Source organism: Brevibacillus thermoruber 423 (assembly GCF_000454065.1).
Lineage (GTDB): Bacteria > Bacillota > Bacilli > Brevibacillales > Brevibacillaceae > Brevibacillus > Brevibacillus thermoruber.
The window spans coordinates 262,678-283,727 of the sequence record NZ_KE695651.1; the positions used below are offsets into that span (position 1 = coordinate 262,678).

General features: G+C 60.4%; 29 protein-coding genes. 25 read left to right on the plus strand and 4 right to left on the minus strand.

All coding sequences use genetic code 11. From position 1 onward, the window contains the following. Positions 1-16 precede the first annotated feature (16 nt). Positions 17-952: a DUF1385 domain-containing protein gene (locus tag M516_RS0112670; RefSeq protein ID WP_029099448.1), complete on the minus strand. Its 936-nt coding sequence runs from the start codon at positions 950-952 to the stop codon at positions 17-19. A 136-nt stretch (positions 953-1,088) separates the two neighbouring features. On the opposite strand from M516_RS0112670, the gene M516_RS0112675 reads away from it, so the two are divergent. The 4 genes from M516_RS0112675 to efp all read left to right on the plus strand — a co-directional run bounded on the left by M516_RS0112675 (position 1,089) and on the right by efp (position 3,825). After that, complete coding sequence (locus M516_RS0112675; protein ID WP_035289698.1) at positions 1,089-1,577, plus strand: YqhR family membrane protein; 489 nt, start codon at positions 1,089-1,091, stop codon at positions 1,575-1,577. Positions 1,578-1,677: 100 nt separating this feature from the next. Then, positions 1,678-2,118, plus strand: coding sequence for a type II 3-dehydroquinate dehydratase (gene aroQ, locus M516_RS0112680; RefSeq protein ID WP_029099450.1), 441 nt, complete (start codon positions 1,678-1,680; stop codon positions 2,116-2,118). A 36-nt stretch (positions 2,119-2,154) separates the two neighbouring features. After that, positions 2,155-3,225, plus strand: a complete 1,071-nt coding sequence (locus M516_RS0112685; RefSeq protein WP_029099451.1) for a M24 family metallopeptidase — start codon at positions 2,155-2,157, stop codon at positions 3,223-3,225. Positions 3,226-3,267: 42 nt separating this feature from the next. After that, positions 3,268-3,825: an elongation factor P gene (gene efp / locus M516_RS0112690; RefSeq protein WP_029099452.1), complete on the plus strand. Its 558-nt coding sequence runs from the start codon at positions 3,268-3,270 to the stop codon at positions 3,823-3,825. A 142-nt stretch (positions 3,826-3,967) separates the two neighbouring features. Here efp and M516_RS0112695 read toward each other — a convergent pair whose 3' ends face one another. Genes M516_RS0112695 through comA form a run of 3 tightly spaced genes read right to left on the minus strand, consistent with a single transcriptional unit; the run spans position 3,968 to position 5,997 of the window. Beyond that, positions 3,968-4,432: a DUF441 domain-containing protein gene (locus M516_RS0112695; protein ID WP_029099453.1), complete on the minus strand. Its 465-nt coding sequence runs from the start codon at positions 4,430-4,432 to the stop codon at positions 3,968-3,970. Positions 4,433-4,468: 36 nt separating this feature from the next. Further along, complete coding sequence (locus tag M516_RS0112700; protein ID WP_029099454.1) at positions 4,469-5,185, minus strand: 2-phosphosulfolactate phosphatase; 717 nt, start codon at positions 5,183-5,185, stop codon at positions 4,469-4,471. Beyond that, positions 5,176-5,997, minus strand: a complete 822-nt coding sequence (comA, locus tag M516_RS0112705; protein WP_029099455.1) for a phosphosulfolactate synthase — start codon at positions 5,995-5,997, stop codon at positions 5,176-5,178. Before comA ends, M516_RS0112700 begins: the two co-directional genes overlap by 10 nt. A 157-nt stretch (positions 5,998-6,154) precedes the next feature. Between comA and M516_RS0112710 the strand changes: the two genes are divergently transcribed. The 21 genes from M516_RS0112710 (at position 6,155) to M516_RS0112810 (ending at position 20,890) form a co-directional block, all read left to right on the plus strand. After that, positions 6,155-6,418 carry a YqhV family protein gene (locus M516_RS0112710; protein ID WP_029099456.1) on the plus strand — a complete coding sequence of 88 codons (264 nt, stop codon included), beginning with the start codon at positions 6,155-6,157 and terminating at the stop codon, positions 6,416-6,418. 85 nt (positions 6,419-6,503) lie between these two features. Next, positions 6,504-6,998, plus strand: coding sequence for a CD1247 N-terminal domain-containing protein (locus M516_RS0112715; protein WP_029099457.1), 495 nt, complete (start codon positions 6,504-6,506; stop codon positions 6,996-6,998). Positions 6,999-7,216: 218 nt separating this feature from the next. Further along, positions 7,217-8,179 carry a stage III sporulation protein AA gene (gene spoIIIAA / locus M516_RS0112720; RefSeq protein ID WP_029099458.1) on the plus strand — a complete coding sequence of 321 codons (963 nt, stop codon included), beginning with the start codon at positions 7,217-7,219 and terminating at the stop codon, positions 8,177-8,179. Further along, on the plus strand, positions 8,167-8,685 hold the full coding sequence (gene spoIIIAB / locus M516_RS0112725) for a stage III sporulation protein SpoIIIAB (protein WP_029099459.1): 519 nt from the start codon (positions 8,167-8,169) through the stop codon (positions 8,683-8,685). Before spoIIIAA ends, spoIIIAB begins: the two co-directional genes overlap by 13 nt. A 16-nt stretch (positions 8,686-8,701) precedes the next feature. Further along, positions 8,702-8,905 (plus strand): stage III sporulation protein AC, encoded by a 204-nt coding sequence (gene spoIIIAC / locus M516_RS0112730; RefSeq protein WP_029099460.1) that lies wholly within the window; start codon positions 8,702-8,704, stop codon positions 8,903-8,905. Between the two features lie 14 nt (positions 8,906-8,919). Then, complete coding sequence (spoIIIAD, locus tag M516_RS0112735; RefSeq protein WP_029099461.1) at positions 8,920-9,309, plus strand: stage III sporulation protein AD; 390 nt, start codon at positions 8,920-8,922, stop codon at positions 9,307-9,309. Positions 9,310-9,321: 12 nt separating this feature from the next. Beyond that, positions 9,322-10,512 carry a stage III sporulation protein AE gene (gene spoIIIAE / locus M516_RS0112740; protein WP_035289701.1) on the plus strand — a complete coding sequence of 397 codons (1,191 nt, stop codon included), beginning with the start codon at positions 9,322-9,324 and terminating at the stop codon, positions 10,510-10,512. Positions 10,513-10,521: 9 nt separating this feature from the next. Beyond that, complete coding sequence (spoIIIAF, locus tag M516_RS0112745; protein WP_029099463.1) at positions 10,522-11,178, plus strand: stage III sporulation protein AF; 657 nt, start codon at positions 10,522-10,524, stop codon at positions 11,176-11,178. Positions 11,179-11,208: 30 nt separating this feature from the next. Beyond that, positions 11,209-11,844 carry a stage III sporulation protein AG gene (gene spoIIIAG, locus M516_RS0112750; protein WP_029099464.1) on the plus strand — a complete coding sequence of 212 codons (636 nt, stop codon included), beginning with the start codon at positions 11,209-11,211 and terminating at the stop codon, positions 11,842-11,844. A 12-nt stretch (positions 11,845-11,856) separates the two neighbouring features. Beyond that, positions 11,857-12,537, plus strand: a complete 681-nt coding sequence (locus M516_RS0112755; protein WP_029099465.1) for a SpoIIIAH-like family protein — start codon at positions 11,857-11,859, stop codon at positions 12,535-12,537. Between the two features lie 232 nt (positions 12,538-12,769). Next, the gene (accB, locus tag M516_RS0112760) at positions 12,770-13,264 is read left to right on the plus strand and encodes an acetyl-CoA carboxylase biotin carboxyl carrier protein (RefSeq protein ID WP_029099466.1); all 495 of its coding nucleotides are present in this window, start codon (positions 12,770-12,772) and stop codon (positions 13,262-13,264) included. Positions 13,265-13,280: 16 nt separating this feature from the next. Then, positions 13,281-14,636 (plus strand): acetyl-CoA carboxylase biotin carboxylase subunit, encoded by a 1,356-nt coding sequence (gene accC / locus M516_RS0112765; protein WP_029099467.1) that lies wholly within the window; start codon positions 13,281-13,283, stop codon positions 14,634-14,636. Between the two features lie 71 nt (positions 14,637-14,707). Next, the gene (locus M516_RS0112770) at positions 14,708-15,118 is read left to right on the plus strand and encodes an Asp23/Gls24 family envelope stress response protein (protein WP_029099468.1); all 411 of its coding nucleotides are present in this window, start codon (positions 14,708-14,710) and stop codon (positions 15,116-15,118) included. 92 nt (positions 15,119-15,210) lie between these two features. Beyond that, a complete protein-coding gene (amaP, locus tag M516_RS0112775) occupies positions 15,211-15,774 on the plus strand; it encodes an alkaline shock response membrane anchor protein AmaP (RefSeq protein WP_176703206.1) in 564 nt (187 codons plus the stop codon). Between the two features lie 12 nt (positions 15,775-15,786). Next, the gene (locus M516_RS0112780) at positions 15,787-15,999 is read left to right on the plus strand and encodes a DUF2273 domain-containing protein (protein ID WP_029099470.1); all 213 of its coding nucleotides are present in this window, start codon (positions 15,787-15,789) and stop codon (positions 15,997-15,999) included. Positions 16,000-16,050: 51 nt separating this feature from the next. Further along, positions 16,051-16,455, plus strand: coding sequence for a transcription antitermination factor NusB (gene nusB, locus M516_RS0112785; RefSeq protein ID WP_029099471.1), 405 nt, complete (start codon positions 16,051-16,053; stop codon positions 16,453-16,455). An 18-nt stretch (positions 16,456-16,473) separates the two neighbouring features. Next, positions 16,474-17,436 (plus strand): tRNA (adenosine(37)-N6)-threonylcarbamoyltransferase complex transferase subunit TsaD, encoded by a 963-nt coding sequence (locus M516_RS0112790; RefSeq protein WP_029099472.1) that lies wholly within the window; start codon positions 16,474-16,476, stop codon positions 17,434-17,436. 88 nt (positions 17,437-17,524) lie between these two features. Then, positions 17,525-18,379, plus strand: coding sequence for a bifunctional methylenetetrahydrofolate dehydrogenase/methenyltetrahydrofolate cyclohydrolase FolD (folD, locus tag M516_RS0112795; RefSeq protein WP_029099473.1), 855 nt, complete (start codon positions 17,525-17,527; stop codon positions 18,377-18,379). Positions 18,380-18,391: 12 nt separating this feature from the next. Beyond that, on the plus strand, positions 18,392-19,771 hold the full coding sequence (gene xseA, locus M516_RS0112800; protein WP_029099474.1) for an exodeoxyribonuclease VII large subunit: 1,380 nt from the start codon (positions 18,392-18,394) through the stop codon (positions 19,769-19,771). Beyond that, positions 19,740-19,997, plus strand: coding sequence for an exodeoxyribonuclease VII small subunit (locus tag M516_RS0112805; protein ID WP_029099475.1), 258 nt, complete (start codon positions 19,740-19,742; stop codon positions 19,995-19,997). Before xseA ends, M516_RS0112805 begins: the two co-directional genes overlap by 32 nt. After that, positions 19,994-20,890, plus strand: coding sequence for a polyprenyl synthetase family protein (locus M516_RS0112810; protein WP_029099476.1), 897 nt, complete (start codon positions 19,994-19,996; stop codon positions 20,888-20,890). The genes M516_RS0112805 and M516_RS0112810 overlap by 4 nt, the downstream gene beginning before the upstream one ends. Positions 20,891-21,050 lie beyond the last annotated feature (160 nt).

A 21,050-nucleotide genomic window follows, 5' to 3' on the forward strand; every position in this document is an offset into this window, starting at 1 on the left:
TTCAATATGCCTCACGTTATCCGGCGGAGATCAATCGCTCTTCGCCTGCGACCTGATCCCGTTCCCGCATTTTGAGAAACGCGGCGATCGCCACTTCCACCTGGCTGTCGTCCGGTTCGCGGGTCGTGATTTTTTGCAGCCACAGCCCCGGGTAGCCCAAATAGCGGAGGACCGGTGTATCGCGCCATTTGTTGGTCCACTGGAGCACCTCGTACGACACCCCGATCACCAGAGGCAGGAGAACGATGCGCTGCACCACGCGATCCCACAGCGTTTCGTAGGTGAACAGCGAGTAGATGATGACCCCGACGATCACCGTGAAGATCAGAAAGCTGCTGCCGCAGCGGTAGTGCAGGGTGGAAAATTTTTGCACGTTCTCTACTGTCAATTCTACCCCGGATTCAAAGGCGTTAATCACCTTGTGTTCGGCTCCATGGTATTGAAACAGACGCTTGATCAAGGGAGCCTGCGCGATGGCTGTGATGTAGCCGAGCAATAGCAGGAGTTTGATCGCGCCTTCCGCCAGGTTTTGGGGAATCCCCGCCGGCACCCACTGCCCGAGCAAAAACTGGGCGAGAAAGACCGGCACCAGCGTGAAGACGAACTTGCCGAACAAGAACGAGAGTACGCCGACCACCGCCACGCCGAGCACCATTTGCAGCCTGGACGGGCCTTCGTACACGTCGTCGTCCGATTCCATGCTGTACCGTTCGGAGGCGAAGTTCAGATGTTTGGCTCCGTTTGCGCTGGCCTCGATCAAGCCGACGATCCCGCGGACAAAGGGGATTTTTTTCAAGGTGTTTGCCCATGTATATTCCGAGCGCGGAGCTTCGTAATACTCAATCTCCTGATTTTTCCTGCGGATGGCCGTGACGGTCACCCGTCTGCCGCCAAACATGACGCCTTCGATGACGGCCTGCCCGCCGTAACTGGGTACGTTTTGCTGCGCCAATCCTATCACCTTCCTTACCACATATTGTACCGGAAACGGACCGCGCAGGCTACAAGCAGTTCACCCGCTGCCTTTCAAATGTCAACAATTAGTGAAAACCGGGACCGCGGCGCATACTACACCTGAGGTGATGCACATGGACGCAACCAAGACGCAAAAGGCGGAACAGCAGGGCGCGGCAGGCTTGTCGGCCGGGCAGCAGGGCGGGACAAAAGCGCTGCCGTTCGCCAAGATGGCGGAAGTCGCTTTCTGGGGTACGGTTCTGTGGGGGCTGGTCCGCGCGGCCGCCCATTATCTGAACTTCACACCATACGGCGTGGAAGCGTTCGCCCGGCCGATTCTCGGCACGGCGAGGGCAAACTCCTGGGCGGGCATCGGGCTGGGGACGCTGGTGCTGTTTGTGGAGACGTTCCTGGCCGTGATGGTGTATTCACTTGTGTTCGGCAGGATCCGCTTGTGGTGGATCGGCTTGCTGTACGGCCTGATCCTGCTGGCCGTGGCGGGGTTTTTCTTTCGCATCGGCAATTGGAATCAAGCGACGCTCAGCACCGAACTGGCCTGGTACCTGTCGTTCGGCCTGTTTGTCGGGATGACGATCTCGCTGGAGCGGTCTGACAAAGCCTGACGCTGTTCAAGCCCTTCCTGTGTGTGGTAAAATATCTCTTTAGTAAAAATCTTTTTACAAAGAGGAGTTCGATTGATTTCACACTGGGGAGGAATGGACGATGGTATCCGTCCTGCTGCTGAACGGCCCGAACCTCAACCTCTTGGGGAAGCGGGAACCTGACGTGTACGGAAGAGAGACACTGGACGACGTGCTGGCTCGGCTGGAAAAAGTGATGGAGGAATTGGGCGGCAGGCTGGAGCACTGCCAGTCCAACCATGAAGGCGTCTTGATCGACGCCATTCACCGGGCCAAAGGGGTGCACGACGGCATCGTGATCAATCCCGGCGCCTTCACCCATTACAGCTACGCGCTGCGGGACGCGCTGGCGGGGGTGGCGCTGCCGGCCATCGAGGTACATATCTCCAACGTGCACGCCCGCGAACCGTTCCGCCATCAGTCTGTCATTGCGCCGGTGGTGCTGGGACAGGTGGTCGGACTGGGAACGGACGGGTACGAATGGGCGCTGCGCGCACTGGTCCGCAAACTGACGCGGGGATAAGGGCACGGAAGAACGAAAAACGAAGGGGAGAGGGTCATGGACCAACGGCTTGAGAGACTTCGCGACGCCTTGTCGCAGCTCGGCGCGGATGCGCTGATTACGGAAAAGAAGGAAAACCGGTTTTATCTGAGCGGCTTTACCGGCTCCACCGGCTGGGTGATCGTGACGGAAAAAGAGGCATTCCTCGTCACCGACTTCCGCTACATCGAACAGGCGCAGGAGCAGGCGCCCCATTTTCGTGTCGTCAACAACGAACGCAAACCGGTGGAAGCGCTCGCCCGGGTGCTGAAGGATGCGGGCGTAAAGCGGCTTGCCTTTGAAAGCAGTGTGTCGTTCGGCACCTATCAGGAATGGAGCAAGGCGTTTGACGGTGTCGAGCTTGTGCCGACCAGCGGCCTGATGGAAAAACTGCGCATGTACAAGGACGCTTCCGAACTGGCGATCATCCGCGAAGCGGTGCGCATCGCTGACGAGGCGTACCAGCACATTCAGGGCTATATCAAACCGGGCGTCCGCGAGGTGGACGTGGCTCTGGAGCTGGAGTTTTTCATGCGCAAACGGGGTGCGGAGGCCGCCGCGTTTGACATCATTGTGGCTTCCGGCGTGCGCGGGGCGCTGCCGCACGGGCGAGCCAGCGAGAAGGTCATCCAGGCGGGCGAAATGGTCACGCTGGACTTCGGTGCGGCCTACAAAGGGTACAACTCCGACATCACCCGCACCCTTTCCGTCGGGGAACCGGATCCCAAGCTGAAGGAGATTTACGACATCGTCCTGCGCGCCCAGATCGCCGGCGTGGAGGCCTTGAAACCGGGCGTGACAGGCAAAGAGGCGGATGCTGTTACGCGCGAGATCATCACTGCCGCCGGTTATGGAGACGCGTACGGACACAGCGCGGGTCACGGGCTCGGCGTGGAAGTTCACGAACTGCCCAACCTGTCCGCGGTGAGTCCCTTCGTGCTGGAGCCGGGCATGCTGGTCACGATGGAGCCGGGCATCTACATCAGCGGCCTCGGCGGGGTGCGCATCGAGGACGACGTGCTGATCACGGCGGACGGCCATGAGGTACTGACAACCTCGACGAAAGAGTTGCTCATTTTGCCCGTCTAATTTATACTAGTTGTGTTATTGATTGATTTTGGGAGGACTACCATGATCTCTGTGAACGACTTTCGTACTGGTTTGACCATCGAAGTGGATGGCAACATTTATCAGGTGATCGAATTCCAACACGTGAAGCCGGGGAAAGGGGCGGCGTTCGTCCGTTCCAAGCTGCGCAACCTGCGCAACGGCAACATCACGGAAATGACGTTCCGCGGAGGCGAAAAGGTGAACCCGGCCCGCATTGAAACGTCGACCATGCAGTATCTGTACAACAGCGGTGACGAGTACACCTTCATGAATACCGAGACGTACGAGCAGATCACGTTCACGCGTCAGCAAATTGAGCGCGAACTGAAATTCCTCAAGGAAAACATGAACGTACAGATCATGCAGTACAACGGTGAGACCATCGGTATTCAACTGCCGAACACGGTTGAACTGGTGGTGACCGAGTGCGAGCCGGGCGTAAAAGGCGACACCGCGTCCAACGTGACGAAAAAGGCGACGCTGGAAACCGGCTTCGTGGTCAACGTGCCGCTGTTCGTCGAAGAAGGCGACAAGCTGATCATCGACACGCGCACGGAACAATACGTTTCCCGCGCGTAAACGCGCATACACGCAGGCGAGGCTGTACCCGAACGGGGTACAGCCTTTTTGCGCTGTCGAAGACATGGGCCTGATACACCTGTCACCGTACCGCCGTGCCATCTGCCCCGAGACGATCCGCCCGAACCAAAATAGCGGACGGCTACGACCGTCCGCCAAACCACTCCCACAGCTTCAGAACGAATGCGGTAATGCCCGCCGCCATCAGGGGACCGACAGGGATGCCGCGCAAAAAGACGATGCCGAAAATGGAGCCGATCACCAGGCCGACGATGATGTGCGGCTCGGCGCGCAAAAGGTCGAGGCCCTTGCCGTTCATCCACGTGGCGACGGCGCCGCCCGCCAAGGCGAGCAGGCCCATTACCGTCGTAAACAGCGGCGTCACGTCCCGCCAGGAAATCTTTTCGCTGGCGAACGGCACCAGCACGGAGATGGTCAAAAACAGCAGGCCCAGTTCCAGCCCGCGCCGTTCGACGGTGGGAAAAAATCGCTCCAGCGCGGTCAGTTTCAGCACCAGCAGGATGCTGGCGGCCGTGGCGATAATCGGCGATCGTCCGAGCAACCCAATCACGATCAGGATGACAAGCATCACTTCTCCTGGCATCATCGGCATCAAAACCCCTGTCCCTGTTCTGCTTACACTTTATGAGACAAGGTGGGAGAGTATGCGTCGATCCTTCACCACCGGAACCAGCCGGTAGCGGTCGATCTGGGAGCAGAAGCGGAGGTCCTCCTCGCAGTGGTGCTGGATCAGCCGCTTGCCTGTGGTGGTGCGGGCCATCACCTCATCCAGCCGGCCGCATACGTACAGATAGCCCGCTTTCAGCGCCTCCCCCAGGTCACACACCTGGATGTAGGGGCGCATTTGTTGTGCCGTGTGGATCATCAGGCCGGCCGCCAGTCCGTCCTCCAGGGCGAACTCGGAGCGGGTGCCGGCACAGTACAGGGTGATGTCCAGATTGTGCGACAGGGCGTACTGGATACAGGAGGTGGCGTTTAAAAAACAGCCGATGACAAGAACCTGGGCCCGCTCGGCTTTTTGAATCGCGCGGGTGCCGTTGGTCGTGGTGAGAATCAGCTGCCGTCCGGCGTGGGGCTGTCGGGACAGCTCGGTCGGCGAATTGCTGCAGTCGAAATCGGCGATCTTGCGGCAGTGCCGTTCGCCGGCAAGAACGCTGCCGGCCGAGCGCAGCGCGTGGGCCTGGCCGATCGTCTCCACCGGGACGACCGCATGAAATCCGCTGCCCAAAGCGGTAACGATCGTGCTGGAGGCACGCAGCACGTCGATCACCACGACCACGCGGTTGCTGATTTGATCAAAACGAATCTCCTCCACGGTCGGCACCACCGCTATTCGCATGGAGCGGTCCTCCTCCCCTCCAGAAAGCCCGCCGTATCCGCCCGCAGCCCCCGGCGCAGGGTCTCCACGGCGAGAATGTCCGTATAGGCGACGTTTCCCAGATTGACGTCACACCCCAGGGCGCGGATCAAGGCCACCTGCTGTTCCTTTTGCGGCGCTTCCCAGATCAGCCGCCCGGCATGGTCGCCGGCCGCCTGGGCGATCTCCTGCAAAAACGCGTGATCCACCATGCCCTTGCCGTCAAACACGCCAACCGTTCCGCTCTCCCGCGCCTCCACGATCACGTAGCTGGCTCCCGCGCGCACATCCTGTTCCAGCGTGCGCAGCAGATCGTCGCGTTCAGCCCGGAAATGGGCCGCTTTTTTGCCAAACTCCGTGTATACCGTCAACCCCGCGTCTGCCGCAGCGGCGATTGCCCGCCGGCGCATGTCGGCGGAGAGCGGGAAGGTTCCGTCGGAAATCTCCACCGCGTTGAAACCGAGGTCGAGCAGCCGGGCCATGTACGTCTCCGGCGGCGAATGCCGGATGGCGATTTCAAACAGCGTGCCGCCCGGCATGATGTGCAGGTCCAGTGCCTTGGCGAGCGCCACTTTTTGGTACAGGACGCCGGCGGGATAGAGCGTCGAGGTGCCAAACCCCAGTTTGTAAATGTCGATATGCGGCGCGGCCAGTTCCATCAGGTCATGAAAGGTGTTCAGCCCAAGCCCTTTGTCGATGACCATGGTCAATCCGCGGGAGCGCGGCTTGGTTTGCCGCTCGCCGAACGGATCAGCCCAGCTCGCGGGCCAGAATGGGATGTCGCTGTCTAGCATTGGCGTTTTCCTCATTTCTTCTAGGCGTTTGCTTCAGTGTATGTAGGCGGACGAAAAGAAGTGAGCCGACCGCCCATAGGCGATTGCCCAGCCAAAGGTGTGATGAAACCGGCGGGGACGGGCATAGAGTGAGAACGAGGAGGGAGGACGAGGCTGGATGTGGGAAAAAGCGATACTCGGGATGGCTGCGCTCAGGATGATGTCCGGAACGCTTGAACTGTTGGCGGCCCTGCTGATCTTGAAGGTGAACCAGGTGGAAAAGGCCCTGCTGATCAACTCCAGTCTGGCAATCGTCGGACCGCTGGTGATGCTGACGACCACGACCGTCGGATTGATCGGCATGTCGGACCGGATCAGTTTTGCCAAAATCGCCTGGATCTTCCTCGGCGTCGTCTGCATCTTCATCGGCGTGCGCAGGTGAGCGGACACGGCGGCCAATTGGATTGGTAACCGGACCGTCTTTCGGGAACAATAGGGCAAGCACCGGTAGAGGAGGGAACCCCATCATGTTGGAAGCGTTGGAAAACCGCATCGCCTATCTGCGCGGACTGGCGGACGGACTGGACGTTCAGGAGCACAGCCGCGAGGGGAAGATTCTCGCGGAGATGATCGAACTGGTCGACGAGATCTACGGTGCGTTCCGCGAGCTGCACGCCCGCGTGGAAGAAGCGGAGCGCTACGCGGAGGCCATCGACGAAGACCTGGAAGACGTGGAGCTGTACCTGTTCGGCGACGATGAGAACCTGTACGAAACCGTAGGGGACTGCGCCGCGGAAGAGCGGGAAGCGTACGAGGCGTTCGCCGATCTCGACGATGATGAGGACGCTTATCTGTACGAGACAGGGGGGCGGGATCACGTGACGTCATCGCACGCCATTGAGTGTCCCTCTTGCCGGGAGGTCCTCTTTTTTCACGAAGGCGTGGACGACGAAGGGTACCACCACTACATCGTCGAGCCGTACCTCGACGAAGCGGTGTACGAGCCGATCAACCCGACATGAGAACAGCGATCCCGGCAGACATGCGGGCCCCACGGCCGGATTTCCGGCCAGCCAGGCTTGTCATGTCTGCGCGCGCACGCACGTCTGCCGCTCGGCGCTTGCCCCGCGGCAGGCGTTTTTTCTTGGCATAAAACTCGTCCATGGCCGCATAGGATGGAGGTAAGTCAAAGTGGACAAAGGCTGGCGCCACCCGCCGGCCGCAAAAGGAGGGGACGATTGTGAAGGAGATCATGGCGATTTTGCCGGCGTCCGTCCGCAGCATTCTGACAGCGTTGCCCTCCGCCGTCAGAGAGCATCTGGAGGAGATACGCCTGCGGCAAAATCAGCCGATGGAAATACGTTACGGACAGCAGTCCAGCTATGTGACGCCTTCCGGACAGCTAACCGCCAACGCCAGACAGGGGTGGATCTTTTCGGAGGAGCAGTCGGTCAAGCTGCTCAACCAGGTGAGCCATCACTCTCTTTACGCGCTCGAGGAAGAGCTGAAGCGGGGATACATCACCGTCGTCGGCGGCCATCGCATCGGCATCGCCGGCAAAGTGGTGCTGGAGAAGGGAGAAGTGAAAGGCATCCGCGACGTCACCAGCTTCAACATCCGCATCGCCCGCGAGAAAAAAGGGGCGGCGCACAGCGTGCTCCCGTTTCTGTTCGAGAATGGCCGCGTGCACAACACCCTGATCATTTCTCCGCCGCAGTGCGGCAAAACGACGCTGCTGCGCGACATCGCCCGCTCCCTGAGCTACGGCAGCGAATGGTCGTCCAGCCGAAAAGTCGGCATTGTGGACGAGCGTTCCGAACTGGCCGGCTGCCTCAACGGCGTGCCGCAGCGGGACGTCGGACCGCGCACCGACGTGCTGGATGCTTGTCCCAAAGCGGTCGGGATGATGATGCTGATCCGCTCCATGTCGCCCGATGTGCTGATCGTCGACGAAATCGGCCGGACGGAAGACGGGGAGGCGGTGTGGGAGGCAATCCACGCCGGAGTAGCCGTCATCTGCACCGCCCACGGCGCCGACGTCAGCGAAGTGGCTCAGCGCCCGACGCTGGGCAGGTTGATCCAGTACGGCGCGTTTTCCCGCTACATCGTGCTCAGCAGGGCAAACGGCGTGGGGACGGTCGAAGCGGTCTACGACGGCGGCCTGACTCGTGTGGAAAGGGAGAAAATCGCATGGTTAAGCTGATCGGCGCCGTGTTGATCCTGTTCTCCGCTTCCATGGTAGGCTGGCAGATCGGCCGCTATTACGCGTTTCGTCCCGTGCAGCTTCGTGCCCTGCTGGTCGCCCTGCAGATGCTGGAGACGGAAATCGTGTACGGTCTGACCCCCCTGCACCGTGCCTTCGTCAAGATCGGTCATCGCGTACCGGCGGAGGTGGGCCGCCTGTTTTTGACCGCGGCCGAGCTGTTGATCACCGAGCGGGCCCAGACGGCGGAAGAAGCCCTCCAGCAGGCGATCGGCGCACACTGGCCGCAGACAGCGCTGCGCAGGCAGGAACGCGAGGTGTTGAGCAGCCTGGGGCAGGTTCTCGGCTCGTCCGACCGGGAAGACCAGCAGAAACATTTGCGCCTCGCCGTCACCCACCTGCGCGGACTGGAAGAAGAGGCGCGCGCAGAGCAAGGGCGATACGAAAAGATGTACAAAAGCCTCGGCTTCCTGTGCGGCCTGCTGGTCGTCATCCTGATGTTCTAAAGGCGAGGTGTTCACAGTGGATTTTGATTTGACACCTGTTTTTCAGATCGGGGCGGTTGGGTTTATCACGGCCATTCTGCATACGGTGCTGAAGCAGGCGGGCAAGGAAGACATCGCGCACTGGGCGACGCTGGTGGGGTTCATCATCGTGCTGTACATGGTGGCCCACTTTATTGGCGACCTGTTTACCGAGGTAAAACGCGTCTTCCTGTTCAACTGAGGAGGGAAGGCAGGATGGAAATCGTGCAGATCGTCGGGCTGGGCCTGGTGGCCACGATTCTCGCGCTGGTCATCAAGGAGCAGAAGCCGATGTTCGCCTTTCTTCTGGCGCTTGCCAGCGGCGTGTTCATCTTCTACTTTCTCATCGGCAAGATCGCCGAAGTGATCCGCATTCTCGAGCGATTGGCCGTGCAGGCCGATCTGAATCTCGTCTTTCTGGAAACGATCCTCAAAATCATCGGAATTGCCTACATCGCCGAATTTGGCGCCCAAATGACGCGGGATGCCGGCCAGGGGGCGATCGCTTCCAAGATCGAGCTGGCGGGCAAAGTGCTGATTCTGGTCATGGCCGTCCCCATCATTCAAATCATCATCGAAACCGTGATTAACCTGCTGCCGGCGTGAGGGAGAGGAGGGATGCGCGTGGCGCGTGCAGGCTGGTCGGTCATCCTTCTGTGGCTGCTGGTGGTGCTGCCGGCCGTCACCGTATCGGCTTCACCCGCTCCCGCCGCCCAGACCGTCAACGATTTGGTCAAGGATCAAGTGGACGGCCTGCAGATGGATCGCGTGGAGCAGTTCTGGCGGCAGCTCCAGCACGAGTACAAGGGCTACCTGCCCGACGTGAAAGCCCCTGGCTTCGTCCAACTGCTGATGCAGCAGGGGGAGCTCAGCATCACCGGGTTTCTCAAGGGCATGGCCAAATTCTTCTTTCACGAGATTCTGATGAACGGCAAACTGCTCAGTTCGATCATCATCATCACCGTGTTCGCGATGATACTGGAAACGATGCAAAACGCGTTTGAGCGGAACACGGTCACCATCGTCGCCTACTCCATCGCCTATCTGGTGCTGATGGTGCTGGCCATCAACAGCTTTCACGTGGCCATCACGTACGCCAAGGACGCGATCACCGACATGTCCGACTTCATGCTGGCGATGATCCCGCTGGTGCTTGCCCTGCTCGCCTCCGTGGGCAGCCTGGCGTCGGCGACGATGTTTCATCCGCTGATTATCTTCATGATCAACACCAGCGGGCTGCTCATCTCCACCATCATTTTCCCGCTGCTGTTTCTCTCCGCCATGCTGTCCATCGCCAGTCTGTTTTCGGAGCGGTACCAGGTGACGCAGTTGGCGGCGCTGCTGCGGAATATCGCGATGGGGGCGCTGGGCTCGTTTCTGACGATGTTCCTCGCCGTCATCTCCATCCAGGGGGCGACATCGGCGGTGGCGGACGGCGTGACGCTGCGGACGGCCAAGTACCTCACCGGCAACTTTATCCCCATCGTGGGACGGATGTTTTCCGACGCAGCCGACACCGTGCTGAACGCTTCTCTCCTGGTGAAAAACGCGGTCGGGCTGGCGGGCGTGCTGATCCTCGTCATCCTGTGCGCGTTTCCGGCCCTCAAGATTCTGGTGCTGGCCTTGATCTACAACCTCTCGTCGGCGGTGCTGCAGCCGCTTGGCAACAGCCCGATCATCAGCGCGCTCGGGACGATCGGCAAAAACCTCCTGTTCGTCTTTGCCGCGCTGGCAACGGTGGGACTGATGTTTTTCCTCGCCATTACCATCATCATCGCGGCCGGCAACATCTCCATGATGGTTCGGTAGGTGAAGCGAATGACATGGCTGACCTTGTGGCTGAAAAAAATCATCCTGCTCGTGCTGCTCGCCGCCTTTCTTGACCTGGTCCTGCCCAATACCAGCCTGCAGCGGTACGTCAAAATGGTGATGGGGTTGATTCTCTTGCTGACGATCATTTCGCCCGTCTTTTCCCTGTTCAATCTCTCGCAGGAAGAGCTGGCACTCCGGCTTGACCGCTATCAGGAAGAGATGGACCGTCCCGCCGATGTCGAGTGGAAGCGCATCGCCGACAAGCTGGCGGGAGCGCGCGACAAGCAGGTGCAGGCGTACGTGCAAAAGCAGGTGGAGGGGGCGGTCCGCGCCCGCGTAAAAGAGGCGTACGGACTGGAGTTGGCCGCCGTGAACGTGACGCTGGATCAAAACACCGAACAGCCGGGCCTGCGCCGCATCGAACTGGTCGTGGGAGAGGAGAAGGAGACGTCTTCCGGGGCGATCAGGCCGATTGAGCCGGTTCAGCCGGTGCACATCGACCTGAGCGGGACGCCGTCCACCTCCGGCCCGGCGGAGGTGCCAGCGGCGGGGCAGCGGGACGATCCCCTGTACGGACGGATTGCCCGCGACGTCGCCCAGCAGTGGGGATTGGCGGAGGAGCAGGTGGTCGTCCTGTCCGGCCGGCCGGTTGAACAGCGCTGAAGGAGTTATCGCTAAAGCGAGGTGAAGGACGTGTTTGCCAAGCTGAAAAAGCTGTGGGAGGGGGACGGCGGCGGCAAAAAGCTGAAGCCGATCCATTACTTCATCGTCATCCTGGGCATCGGCGTGGCGGTGATGATTCTGACCGACTTCCTGAAAGTGGAGCGGGATCAGCCGCTCAGCTTCGGAATCGAGGGCAGCGAGCCGACCGGTCCGCCGGACGGTGAAGCGACCGTGCCGGCCATTGGAGGATCGTCCGCTCCCGACATCATCGCCGATTATGAAAACATGTACGAGACCCAACTGCGGGAAATCCTCGGCAATGTGATTGGCGTCGGCGACGTCGAGGTCATGGTCAACCTGGATTCCACCCCGGAGCTGGTCGTGGAGAAAAACCGCAACACGCGTTCTTCCACCAATCAGGAGACGGACAAGGAACGGGCTACCCGCAACCAGAGCGAACAATCGCGCGACGAGCAGGTGGTCGTCGTCAGCGGGAAGCAGGATCAGCCGGTTGTGATCAAGACGCTGAAGCCCCGGGTGAGGGGCGTGCTGGTCGTCGCCAAGGGAGCCGACAACATTCAGGTCAAGGCGTGGATCACCGAGGCCGTCCAAAAAGTGCTGGACGTCCCCGCTTACAAGATATCCATATTGCCCAAAAAGGGTTAGGAGGAATGGCAGATGATGCTCAGAAAACAGACGGTATGGTTGTTGACGATGCTGGCGGTGATGGTTGTCCTGTCCGGCTACTACCTGGTGAAGGGACCGCAGGAGCAGGTGCCGGCACTGGGCCAGGAGCAGCAGGCTCCCCAGCAGCAGGACCCGCTGGCCGGCGTGGTCGTGGAGAGCAAGCAGACGGACAAACCGGCGCCGGACGCCGCACCCGTGGAAGGGAAACCCGACGCGTCGGCCGATTCGTCCCAAACGCCGGCCGCTTCGCCGGATGCCGCGCCGCAGGCTGCCGGGAAGAAGGATGAAGGCAGCGCGCAGATGACGGTGGGCGAGACGGCGGCCGAGATCTTCCAAGGCTACAAGATGAAACGGGAAGCGCAGACCCAGCAGCAAAAAGACGAACAACTGGCGATCATGAGCAGCGCCGATGCCACGCCGCAGGCGGTTGCCGAAGCGAAAGCGAAGTACGACGAGCTGTCCAAGATCGAAACAGCCACGATGGGGCTGGAAGAGATGCTGAAGGCGAGCGGCTACAAAGACGCGGTCGTCTTCGTTCAGGACGGCAAGGTGACGGTGATCGTCCAAAAAGACAAACTGAACGCCGATGAAGCCGTGGACATCATCGCCCAGGTGAAGCAGCACCTGAACGTCTCCGCCAGCAACGTGACGGTCAGGTTCCAGGCGTCGTAAGCGTGCGGGCTGTCCGCCCGATTCACGGTCCCATCCTGTTTTCTTCCATACTAAAGTGCGTCCAAAACGGGTATGCTGGTAAGGATTTTCCCTCTTCTCCGGCGGGAGCGGAGGGGAAATCCTTTCTTGACGTTGGGGATGGTGACAGGCTACCATGGGTTTATGACCTGATCCTACATACTCTTGTAAAGCTCCCTGGACATCCATCGAAACAAAGGAGTGCGTACGCGTGTTGAAAATTCATGAAATCCGCGAAATCATCAAGTTGATTGATCAATCTTCCATTAACGAATTCGAACTGGAAATGAACGGGACCAAAGTGACCCTGAAAAAATCTGTAGCGGCCGAGACGGTCGTGATTCCGCAGCCGGTCGTGCAGGCTCCCGCCGCTGTACCGGCGGCTCCGGTGGCGGCAGTGGAAGCGCCGGCAGCGCCCGCGCCTGTGGAAGCAGCCAAACCGGCGGCACCGGCACAGGAAGAGGCCAACCTGCACAAGATCGTGTCGCCGATGGTCGGCACCTTCTACCGCGCGTCCGAGCCGGGCAAACCGCCGTACGTGCAGCCGGGCGACAAGGTCACGCCGGACAAGGTGGTCTGTATCGTAGAGGCGATGAAGCTGTTCAACGAAATCACGGCGGAAGTGACCGGGGAAATCGTGAAGGTGCTGGTCGAAGACGGACAGTTGGTGGAATTCGGTCAACCGCTGTTCCTGGTGAAGCCTGAATAAAGTGGAGGAGAGCGGAATGTTCCAGAAAGTGTTGATTGCCAACCGCGGCGAGATTGCCGTGCGGGTCATCCGCGCCTGCCGCGAGTTGGGCATTCGGACGGTTGCCGTCTACTCCGAAGCGGACCGTGACGCGCTTCACGTCAAGATGGCCGATGAAGCGTACTGCATCGGACCGACGGCGTCCAAAGACAGTTACCTCAACATTGCCAACATCATGAGCGTGGCGACCAAGGTGGGCGTCGACGCGATTCATCCGGGGTACGGCTTCCTGGCCGAAAACTCCGACTTCGCCGAAATCTGCACCGCCTGCAACATCACCTTTATCGGCCCGGAACCGGAAGCAATCGTAAAGATGGGGGACAAGTCCACCGCCAAGGAAACGATGAAAGCGGCGGGCGTGCCCACCGTTCCCGGAACGGACGGCCTGATCGAGGATATCGCCGACGCCATCCGTACCGCGAACGACATCGGCTATCCGGTGATGGTCAAGGCGACGGCGGGCGGAGGCGGCCGCGGGATGCGCGTCGCCGTCAACGACGAGGACCTGGAAAAAGCGATCCGCCAGGCGCAAAGCGAAGCGAAAACGGCGTTCGGCAATCCGGGCGTCTACCTGGAGAAGTTCGTGGAAGGACCGCGCCACGTGGAAATTCAGATCATGGCCGACAAGTACGGCAACGTCGTCTACCTGGGCGAGCGCGACTGTTCCATTCAGCGGCGCCATCAGAAGCTGATCGAAGAAGCGCCGTCCCCCGCCCTCAGCGAGGAACTGCGCAAGCGGATGGGGGAAGCCGCCGTCGCTGCCGCCAAGGCGGTCAACTACCACGGTGCCGGCACGGTCGAGTTTTTGCTGGATAAATACGGACAGTTTTACTTTATGGAAATGAACACCCGCATCCAGGTGGAGCATCCGGTGACGGAACTGGTGACCGGCATCGACCTGATCAAGGAGCAGATCCTGGTTGCAGCCGGCCAACCGCTGTCGTTCTCCCAGGACGACGTCAAGCTGAACGGCTGGGCGATCGAGTGCCGGATCAATGCGGAGAATCCGGCCAGAAACTTCATGCCGTCGCCGGGACGCATCACCAACTACCTGGCGCCGGGCGGTTTCGGCGTGCGCGTCGACAGCGCCGCCTACGCCGGTTACACCATCCCGCCGTATTACGATTCGATGATCGCCAAGCTGATCGTCTGGGGCAAGGACAGACAGGAGGCGATCGAGCGGATGAAGCGGGCGCTGGGAGAATTCGTCGTCGAAGGCATCACCACCACCATCCCGTTCCACTTGAAGGTGATGGATCACGAGGTGTTCATCAGCGGTGAGTTTGACACCAAATTCCTGGACACCTATGACCTTCACCTGGATGAAGCCTGATCTTGGCTTGATTTGTAAAATGGGTGGGTGCTTGCTATAATGGAGTACAAAACCGCAGGGAGGTGCGAAGCATGGAAGAGTTTACTCCGGATCTAGAGAGAACAGAGCTTGGCAAAGTCCAGATCGCTCCCGAAGTCTTGGAAGTCATCGCCGGCATGGCCGCCTCGGAAGTGGAGGGCGTGGCCCATATGAGCGGCGGTTTCGTAGGCGAGATTGCCGAACGGCTCGGCCGTAAAAATATTGCTCGCGGCGTTCGCGTCGAAGTGGGATCCCGCGAAGCGGCAGTTGACGTATCGATCATTGTGAAATACGGACACCGCATCCCGGATGTCGCTCGAAATATTCAAGATAATGTGCGCAATGCAATCGAGAGCATGACAGGGCTGTCGGTTGTGGAAGTAAACGTACATATCGTCGATGTAGAGCTGAAGAGCGAAGAAAAAGCCCCGGCCGCCGTAGAAGAGTACCAGCGGGTTCGCTAGACGGCAGCGGAACGAATGCCCCCTGCTAGCCAGGGGGCATTTTCCTCATCATTGCCGTGATGGCCCTCCTGTTCAAACAAGGCGAAAGGAAGATGCATGTGAATTTGTTTGACCGCTTTATCTTGACGCTGTACAGCTTTGCCCTGATTGTCCTGTCCTGCGTTGCCATCGGGGCGACCAGCGGCCTGATCCCCGCTGACTATCTGCGTCCCTATGCGGAACAAATGCTGACCGGCAGCCATCCGGCGTATCTGATCGTCGCCATAATCTTTCTGATCGTCAGCCTGCGTTTCTTTTTCAGTTCGTTCCGCTCCCGCCAACCGAAAAGGGAACGGGGCATCCGGCAGCGCAGTGACCTGGGGGAAGTGAACATCACCCTGCAGACGATCCAGACGATCGCCGAGCGGGCGGCGCGGCGCGTGAAAGGCGTTCGCGATCTGAAAACGGTGGTCAGGGCCCACGAGAGCGGGAACATGATCACGCTGCGCGTCTCTGTGGACGGAGAAACCCCGCTGCCGGAATTGACCCAGCAGCTGCAGGCCGTTGTCAAGGAGCAGGTGGAAGGCATCGCCGGCGTCATGATTTCCGAAGTGGCCGTCGTCGTCACCGAAGTGGCTCAGTCTGAGATCTACGCGGCCCGCAGACGGGTGGAATAGAGGGTGAACGGCATGTTATGGGAGTTGTTGTGGGAGCACAAGGGGAAACTACTGGGTGTGGCGGCCGGTCTTTTTTTCGGCATCATCTACCTTTTTGTCGGTTTTTGGGATACACTGGTGTTTGTCGTGTTTGTCGGAACAGGGTATTACATCGGCCGCAAGCTGGACCAGAAGGAAGATTTGCGGGAAATCCTGGATCGCATCCTGCCCGGCAAGTTTCGTTGATGGTCAGCGGACCATCGGTTTCGAACGGATTCTGAGTAGAAGGTGAACGCGATGAAACGTAGAACAGCACGAGAAAAAGCAGTCCAATGCCTGTTCCAGATCGACATGGCAGACGTGCAGGTGGAAGACGCACTGAACCTCGTCATGGAAGACAGCGAGGAAGATCCGTCGTACCTGCGTTACCTGGTGGAAGGCACCTTGCAGCACCAGCAGGAGGTGGATGCGGAAATCCGCAAGTTCCTGCGCGGATGGCAGTTGGAGCGCATCGCCAACGTGGACCGGGCCATTCTCCGCCTGGCCTTTTTCGAAATCATGTATGAACCGGACGTTCCGGACAAGGTCGTGATGAACGAAGCGATCGAGATCGCCAAATTGTTCAGTGACGAGCAGTCGCACCGTTACATCAACGGCGTGTTGTCCAGCTTTTTGCAGTCGCGCCAGACCGCCCAGGCGTAAACAAGCAGGTGAGACAGCATGACGAAGGTATTGTTGGGAATTGATACGAGCAACTACCGGACATCGCTGTGCTTGGCAGAGGAAGACGGCCGGATTGCGGCAGAAGCGAAGCGCCTTCTCAAGGTGAAGGAAGGAAAGCGCGGCCTGCAGCAATCGGAAGCCGTCTTTCAGCATGTGATGAACCTGCCGGAGCTGAGCGAGCAGTTGAAGTGGAACGACTACGAGATCGTCGCGGTCTGTGCCAGCGAAAAGCCGCGTCCCGTGGACCGTTCGTACATGCCCGTGTTCAAGGTGGGCGAAGGACTGGCCAAGTCTCTGGCCGCCTACCTGCGGGTTCCCTGCCTCCTGACGACGCACCAGGAAGGGCACATTGCGGCAGGCGAGTTCACCGCGGAAAAACGGCCCCAGGGCGACCGCTTTCTCGCCGTTCACCTGTCCGGCGGGACGAGCGAGCTGTTGAAGTGCGAACGGGAGGCGGCCGGCTACCGCATCGAGAAGGTGGGCGGGACGATCGACCTCCACGCCGGACAGTTGGTGGACCGGATCGGGGTGGCGTTGGGACTGCCGTTTCCGGCGGGTCCCTCCCTGGAGAAGCTGGCACGCGAAGCGGCGGGAGATTTCCGCGTGGCGTCCGCGGTCGACGGCATGTCGTTCAGCTTCTCCGGACCGGAGGCGTCGCTGCTGCGGGCGGTGGAAAGCGGGGCGGCCGCTCCGGCGGACATCGCCAGGGCGACGGAACAGTGCATCGCCAACACGCTGGAAAAGGCGCTGCGCCATGCCGTGGAAGCGGGGCTGCCCCGGGAGATTCTGATCGTCGGGGGCGTCGCCGCCAACCGGTACATCCGGGAGCGTCTGATCAAACGGCTGGAGCACCCGGCCGTGAAGGCCAGCCTCTATTTTTGCGACCCGGAGTACTCGGGGGACAATGCATACGGCGTGGCAATGCTGGGGTGGATGAAGCTAAAGGCGAACATTAAGTAGAAATTAACTTTTTAAAATTCGCCTTTACACGAACTCCTTGAGTCGCTACACTAAGGGTAGCGATCTTGATAAAGGAGGTTACTTCTCCATGGCAGCGACCATTTTGTACGGGAAGGACATCGCACAGGACATTCGCGCCGAATTGGCGAACGAAGTGGAAGAACTGAAAAAACAGGGCGTAGTGCCGGGCTTGACGGTGATTTTGGTGGGGGATGACCCTGCCTCCCATTCCTACGTTCGAGGCAAGGAGCGGGGGTGTCAGGAGGTGGGCATCCGCTCGGAGGTCATTCGGAAAGACGCTTCGATCAGCGAAGCGGAGCTTCTGGACATGATTCATCAGTTGAATGGGAATCCGAACGTTCACGGCATTTTGGTGCAGCTTCCGCTGCCGCCGCACATCTCCGAGAAAGCGGTGATCGAAGCCATTGCGCCGGAAAAGGATGTGGACGGCTTCCATCCGCTCAACGTCGGCAACATGATGATCGGATACGACACGCTGCTTCCCTGCACGCCGCACGGTATCGTGGAATTGATCAAACGGACGGGAACGCCCCTCGCAGGCAGGCACGCCGTCGTGATCGGCCGCAGCAACATCGTGGGCAAGCCGGTCTCCTTCCTGCTGCAGCAGGAAAACGCCACGGTGACGATGTGCCACTCCCGCACCGTGGACCTGGCCGCTCACACCCGGCAGGCGGACATTCTCGTCGTGGCGGCGGGCAAGCCTCATCTGATCGGCAGGGAACACGTCAAGCCGGGGGCGGTCGTGATTGACGTCGGCGTCAACCGGATCGAGACCGGCAAGCTGGTCGGGGATGTCAAGTTTGACGAGGTGCGGGAGGTGGCCGGCTTTCTCACGCCCGTTCCCGGCGGTGTCGGCCCGATGACGATCACCATGCTGCTGAAGAACACCGTCGCCGCTGCCAGAAAACAAACCGCCCGGTAAGGGAGGGAGCGCATGGACACGCGACACGTATTCACGGTCAGCGACTTGAACCGCTGCATCAAGCAGGTGCTGGAGCGGGAACAGCGCCTGCAGGACGTCTGGGTGCGGGGGGAAGTGTCCAATTTTACCCACCACACCAGCGGCCACATGTATTTGACGCTGAAAGACAGCCAGTCCCGCATCAAAGTGGTCATGTTCGCCAGCTACAACCGCTTTTTGCGCTTTTTGCCCAAGGATGGAACCAAGGTGATTGTCCGCGGTTCCATCTCTGCCTATGAGCGGGACGGCACCTATCAACTGTACGCCCGGGAGATGCAGCCGGACGGGCTGGGCTCCCTCTATTTGGCGTTTGAACAGTTGAAGGCGAAGCTGGCCGCCGAAGGCCTGTTTGCCCCGGAACGAAAGCGGCCGCTGCCGCCCTTTCCCAAGCGCGTCGGCGTGGTCACGTCGCCGACGGGCGCGGCCATTCGCGACATCTGCACCACGATTAGACGGCGCTACCCGCAGGCGGAGATCGTCCTGTCTCCGGCGATCGTCCAGGGGGCGGAGGCTCCGGCGTCGATCGTGGCGGCGATCCACATCATCAACCAGCAGCCCGACATCGACGTGCTGATCGTAGGCAGGGGCGGCGGCTCGATCGAAGAGCTGTGGGCCTTCAACGACGAGCAGGTGGCGCGGGCCATCGCCGCATCCCGGATTCCGGTCATCTCCGCGGTGGGGCACGAGACCGACGTGACCATTGCCGATTTTGTCGCGGACGTGCGGGCGGCAACCCCGACCGCGGCCGCCGAGCTGGCCGTGCCGCATTACCTGGAGTGGGTGGAACGGGTCAAGCAGCTCGACGCCCGCATGCACAGGGCGCTGCGCGGGCGGCTGGCCTCCGAGCGAAAACGGCTGGAAACCCTCACGCAATCGTACGCCATGCGCCGGCCCAAGCGGCGGGTGGAAGAAGCGCAGCAGCGCCTGGACGACGTGCAGATTCGCATGCGGCAGGCGATGAAGCAACTGTTGACCCGCCGCAAGGAGCGGTTTGAACTGGTGGCTGCCCAGTTGAAACGGTACCGGCCAACGGAAGCCGTTGCGGAGCGCAGGCGGGCTGTCGCCGCGCATCGGGCTCGCCTGGACGAGCTGGTCCGGCAGCGGGTGACGGAGGTGCGGATGGCGTTTGCCGCCCGGATCGGCCAACTGGATGCGCTCAGCCCGTTGAAAGTGATGCAGCGCGGCTTTTCCCTGGTATACGCCGACGGGCGGTTGATCAAGTCAGTTGACCAGTTTGCCCCCGGAGACGCGCTCGTGGTACGATTAAGTGATGGCAGTGCTCAGGCACGCGTGGAACAGATTTACCGGGAGGAGAAGCGTAATGGCGCGGAAGAAGACGGATCAAGAGACTGACATGCAGTTTGAAGAGGCGATGAAGCGGCTGGAGGAAGTCGTCCGTCGTCTGGAAGAGGGGGACATCGCGCTGGAGGAGGCGATCGGCCTCTATCAGGAGGGCGTGACGCTTTCCCGCATCTGCAGTCAGAAGCTGGATGCGATCGAAGCGAAAATCACCCAGTTGGTGGAGGAAGACGGTCAATGGAAGCAGAAGCCGTTCCACGTGGAGGGCGAAGCGCAATGACCGACTCTTTCGCCTCCTACCTGACAGAAAAGACGGCGTTGATCGAAGAACACCTGCTTCCCGGTCTGGAACGGGACGGCGTGCCTCATACGCTGTACGAATCGATGAAATATTCCTTGATGGCGGGCGGCAAACGGCTGCGTCCGATGCTGGTGCTGGCGGTGCTGGAAGCGCTGGACAAGCCGCTGAAGCGGGGGATTCCCTACGCCGTCGCGCTGGAAATGATCCATACCTACTCGCTGATTCACGACGACCTGCCGGCGATGGACGACGACGACCTGCGCCGCGGCAAACCGACCAATCACAAGGTGTTCGGGGAAGCGACCGCGATTCTGGCCGGGGATGCGCTGCTGACGCGGGCGTTTGGCTACATCGCCGAGGCCTACATGGAAGATCCCGAGGTCAAGCCGGAGACGACGGTCCGGCTGATCGCCGAACTGGGCAAGCGGGCCGGTTCCGCCGGGATGGTCGGCGGGCAGATGGCTGACATCGAAGGGGAAGGCAAACGCCTCAACCTGGAGGAATTGGAGTACATCCACCGGCACAAGACCGGGGACCTGCTGATCGCCGCGCTGCGCGGCGGCGGGTGGCTGGCCGAGGCCACGCCGGCCCAGATGGACGCGCTGACCCGCTACGGGCTCTGTATCGGACTGGCGTTTCAAATCCAGGATGACATCCTCAACGTGGAGGGGGATGAAGCCCAACTGGGCAAGGCGGTGGGCAGCGACGCCGACCGGCAGAAGGCCACCTATCCCGCGCTGCTCGGCCTGGAGGCGTCCAAAGAGCGGCTCGTCCGGCTGATCGAGGAGGCAAAAGCCGCGCTTGCCGACGCGGGGTTGGAACACTCGGCCTTGACTCCTCTGGCCGATTATGTGATGAACCGGACGAAGTAGACGGGTCGGGCATCCACGCCCTGGTCCTTTTGAACCACCTCCAATCGACAAAAGCTGGCTTTCCGCAGGGGGAAGCCGGTTTTTTTGTTCATCTTCCCCGGAGATGGCAGTCCGTGTGTTGGTGCCAAAAGGTGGGCGGAATGGTGCCTCTGGCAGATGA

Coding starts and splice junctions, on each gene's coding strand:
- M516_RS0112675 (WP_035289698.1), top strand. CDS start 1,089: ATGGACGCAACCAAGACGCAAAAGGCGGAACAGCAGGGCGCGGCAGGC.
- aroQ (WP_029099450.1), top strand. CDS start 1,678: ATGGTATCCGTCCTGCTGCTGAACGGCCCGAACCTCAACCTCTTGGGG.
- M516_RS0112685 (WP_029099451.1), top strand. CDS start 2,155: ATGGACCAACGGCTTGAGAGACTTCGCGACGCCTTGTCGCAGCTCGGC.
- efp (WP_029099452.1), top strand. CDS start 3,268: ATGATCTCTGTGAACGACTTTCGTACTGGTTTGACCATCGAAGTGGAT.
- M516_RS0112695 (WP_029099453.1), bottom strand. CDS start 4,432: ATGATGCCAGGAGAAGTGATGCTTGTCATCCTGATCGTGATTGGGTTG.
- M516_RS0112700 (WP_029099454.1), bottom strand. CDS start 5,185: ATGCGAATAGCGGTGGTGCCGACCGTGGAGGAGATTCGTTTTGATCAA.
- comA (WP_029099455.1), bottom strand. CDS start 5,997: ATGCTAGACAGCGACATCCCATTCTGGCCCGCGAGCTGGGCTGATCCG.
- M516_RS0112710 (WP_029099456.1), top strand. CDS start 6,155: ATGTGGGAAAAAGCGATACTCGGGATGGCTGCGCTCAGGATGATGTCC.
- M516_RS0112715 (WP_029099457.1), top strand. CDS start 6,504: ATGTTGGAAGCGTTGGAAAACCGCATCGCCTATCTGCGCGGACTGGCG.
- spoIIIAB (WP_029099459.1), top strand. CDS start 8,167: ATGGTTAAGCTGATCGGCGCCGTGTTGATCCTGTTCTCCGCTTCCATG.
- spoIIIAD (WP_029099461.1), top strand. CDS start 8,920: ATGGAAATCGTGCAGATCGTCGGGCTGGGCCTGGTGGCCACGATTCTC.
- spoIIIAE (WP_035289701.1), top strand. CDS start 9,322: ATGCGCGTGGCGCGTGCAGGCTGGTCGGTCATCCTTCTGTGGCTGCTG.
- spoIIIAF (WP_029099463.1), top strand. CDS start 10,522: ATGACATGGCTGACCTTGTGGCTGAAAAAAATCATCCTGCTCGTGCTG.
- M516_RS0112755 (WP_029099465.1), top strand. CDS start 11,857: ATGATGCTCAGAAAACAGACGGTATGGTTGTTGACGATGCTGGCGGTG.
- accC (WP_029099467.1), top strand. CDS start 13,281: ATGTTCCAGAAAGTGTTGATTGCCAACCGCGGCGAGATTGCCGTGCGG.
- M516_RS0112770 (WP_029099468.1), top strand. CDS start 14,708: ATGGAAGAGTTTACTCCGGATCTAGAGAGAACAGAGCTTGGCAAAGTC.
- amaP (WP_176703206.1), top strand. CDS start 15,211: ATGCATGTGAATTTGTTTGACCGCTTTATCTTGACGCTGTACAGCTTT.
- M516_RS0112780 (WP_029099470.1), top strand. CDS start 15,787: ATGTTATGGGAGTTGTTGTGGGAGCACAAGGGGAAACTACTGGGTGTG.
- nusB (WP_029099471.1), top strand. CDS start 16,051: ATGAAACGTAGAACAGCACGAGAAAAAGCAGTCCAATGCCTGTTCCAG.
- M516_RS0112790 (WP_029099472.1), top strand. CDS start 16,474: ATGACGAAGGTATTGTTGGGAATTGATACGAGCAACTACCGGACATCG.
- folD (WP_029099473.1), top strand. CDS start 17,525: ATGGCAGCGACCATTTTGTACGGGAAGGACATCGCACAGGACATTCGC.
- xseA (WP_029099474.1), top strand. CDS start 18,392: ATGGACACGCGACACGTATTCACGGTCAGCGACTTGAACCGCTGCATC.
- M516_RS0112805 (WP_029099475.1), top strand. CDS start 19,740: ATGGCGCGGAAGAAGACGGATCAAGAGACTGACATGCAGTTTGAAGAG.
- M516_RS0112810 (WP_029099476.1), top strand. CDS start 19,994: ATGACCGACTCTTTCGCCTCCTACCTGACAGAAAAGACGGCGTTGATC.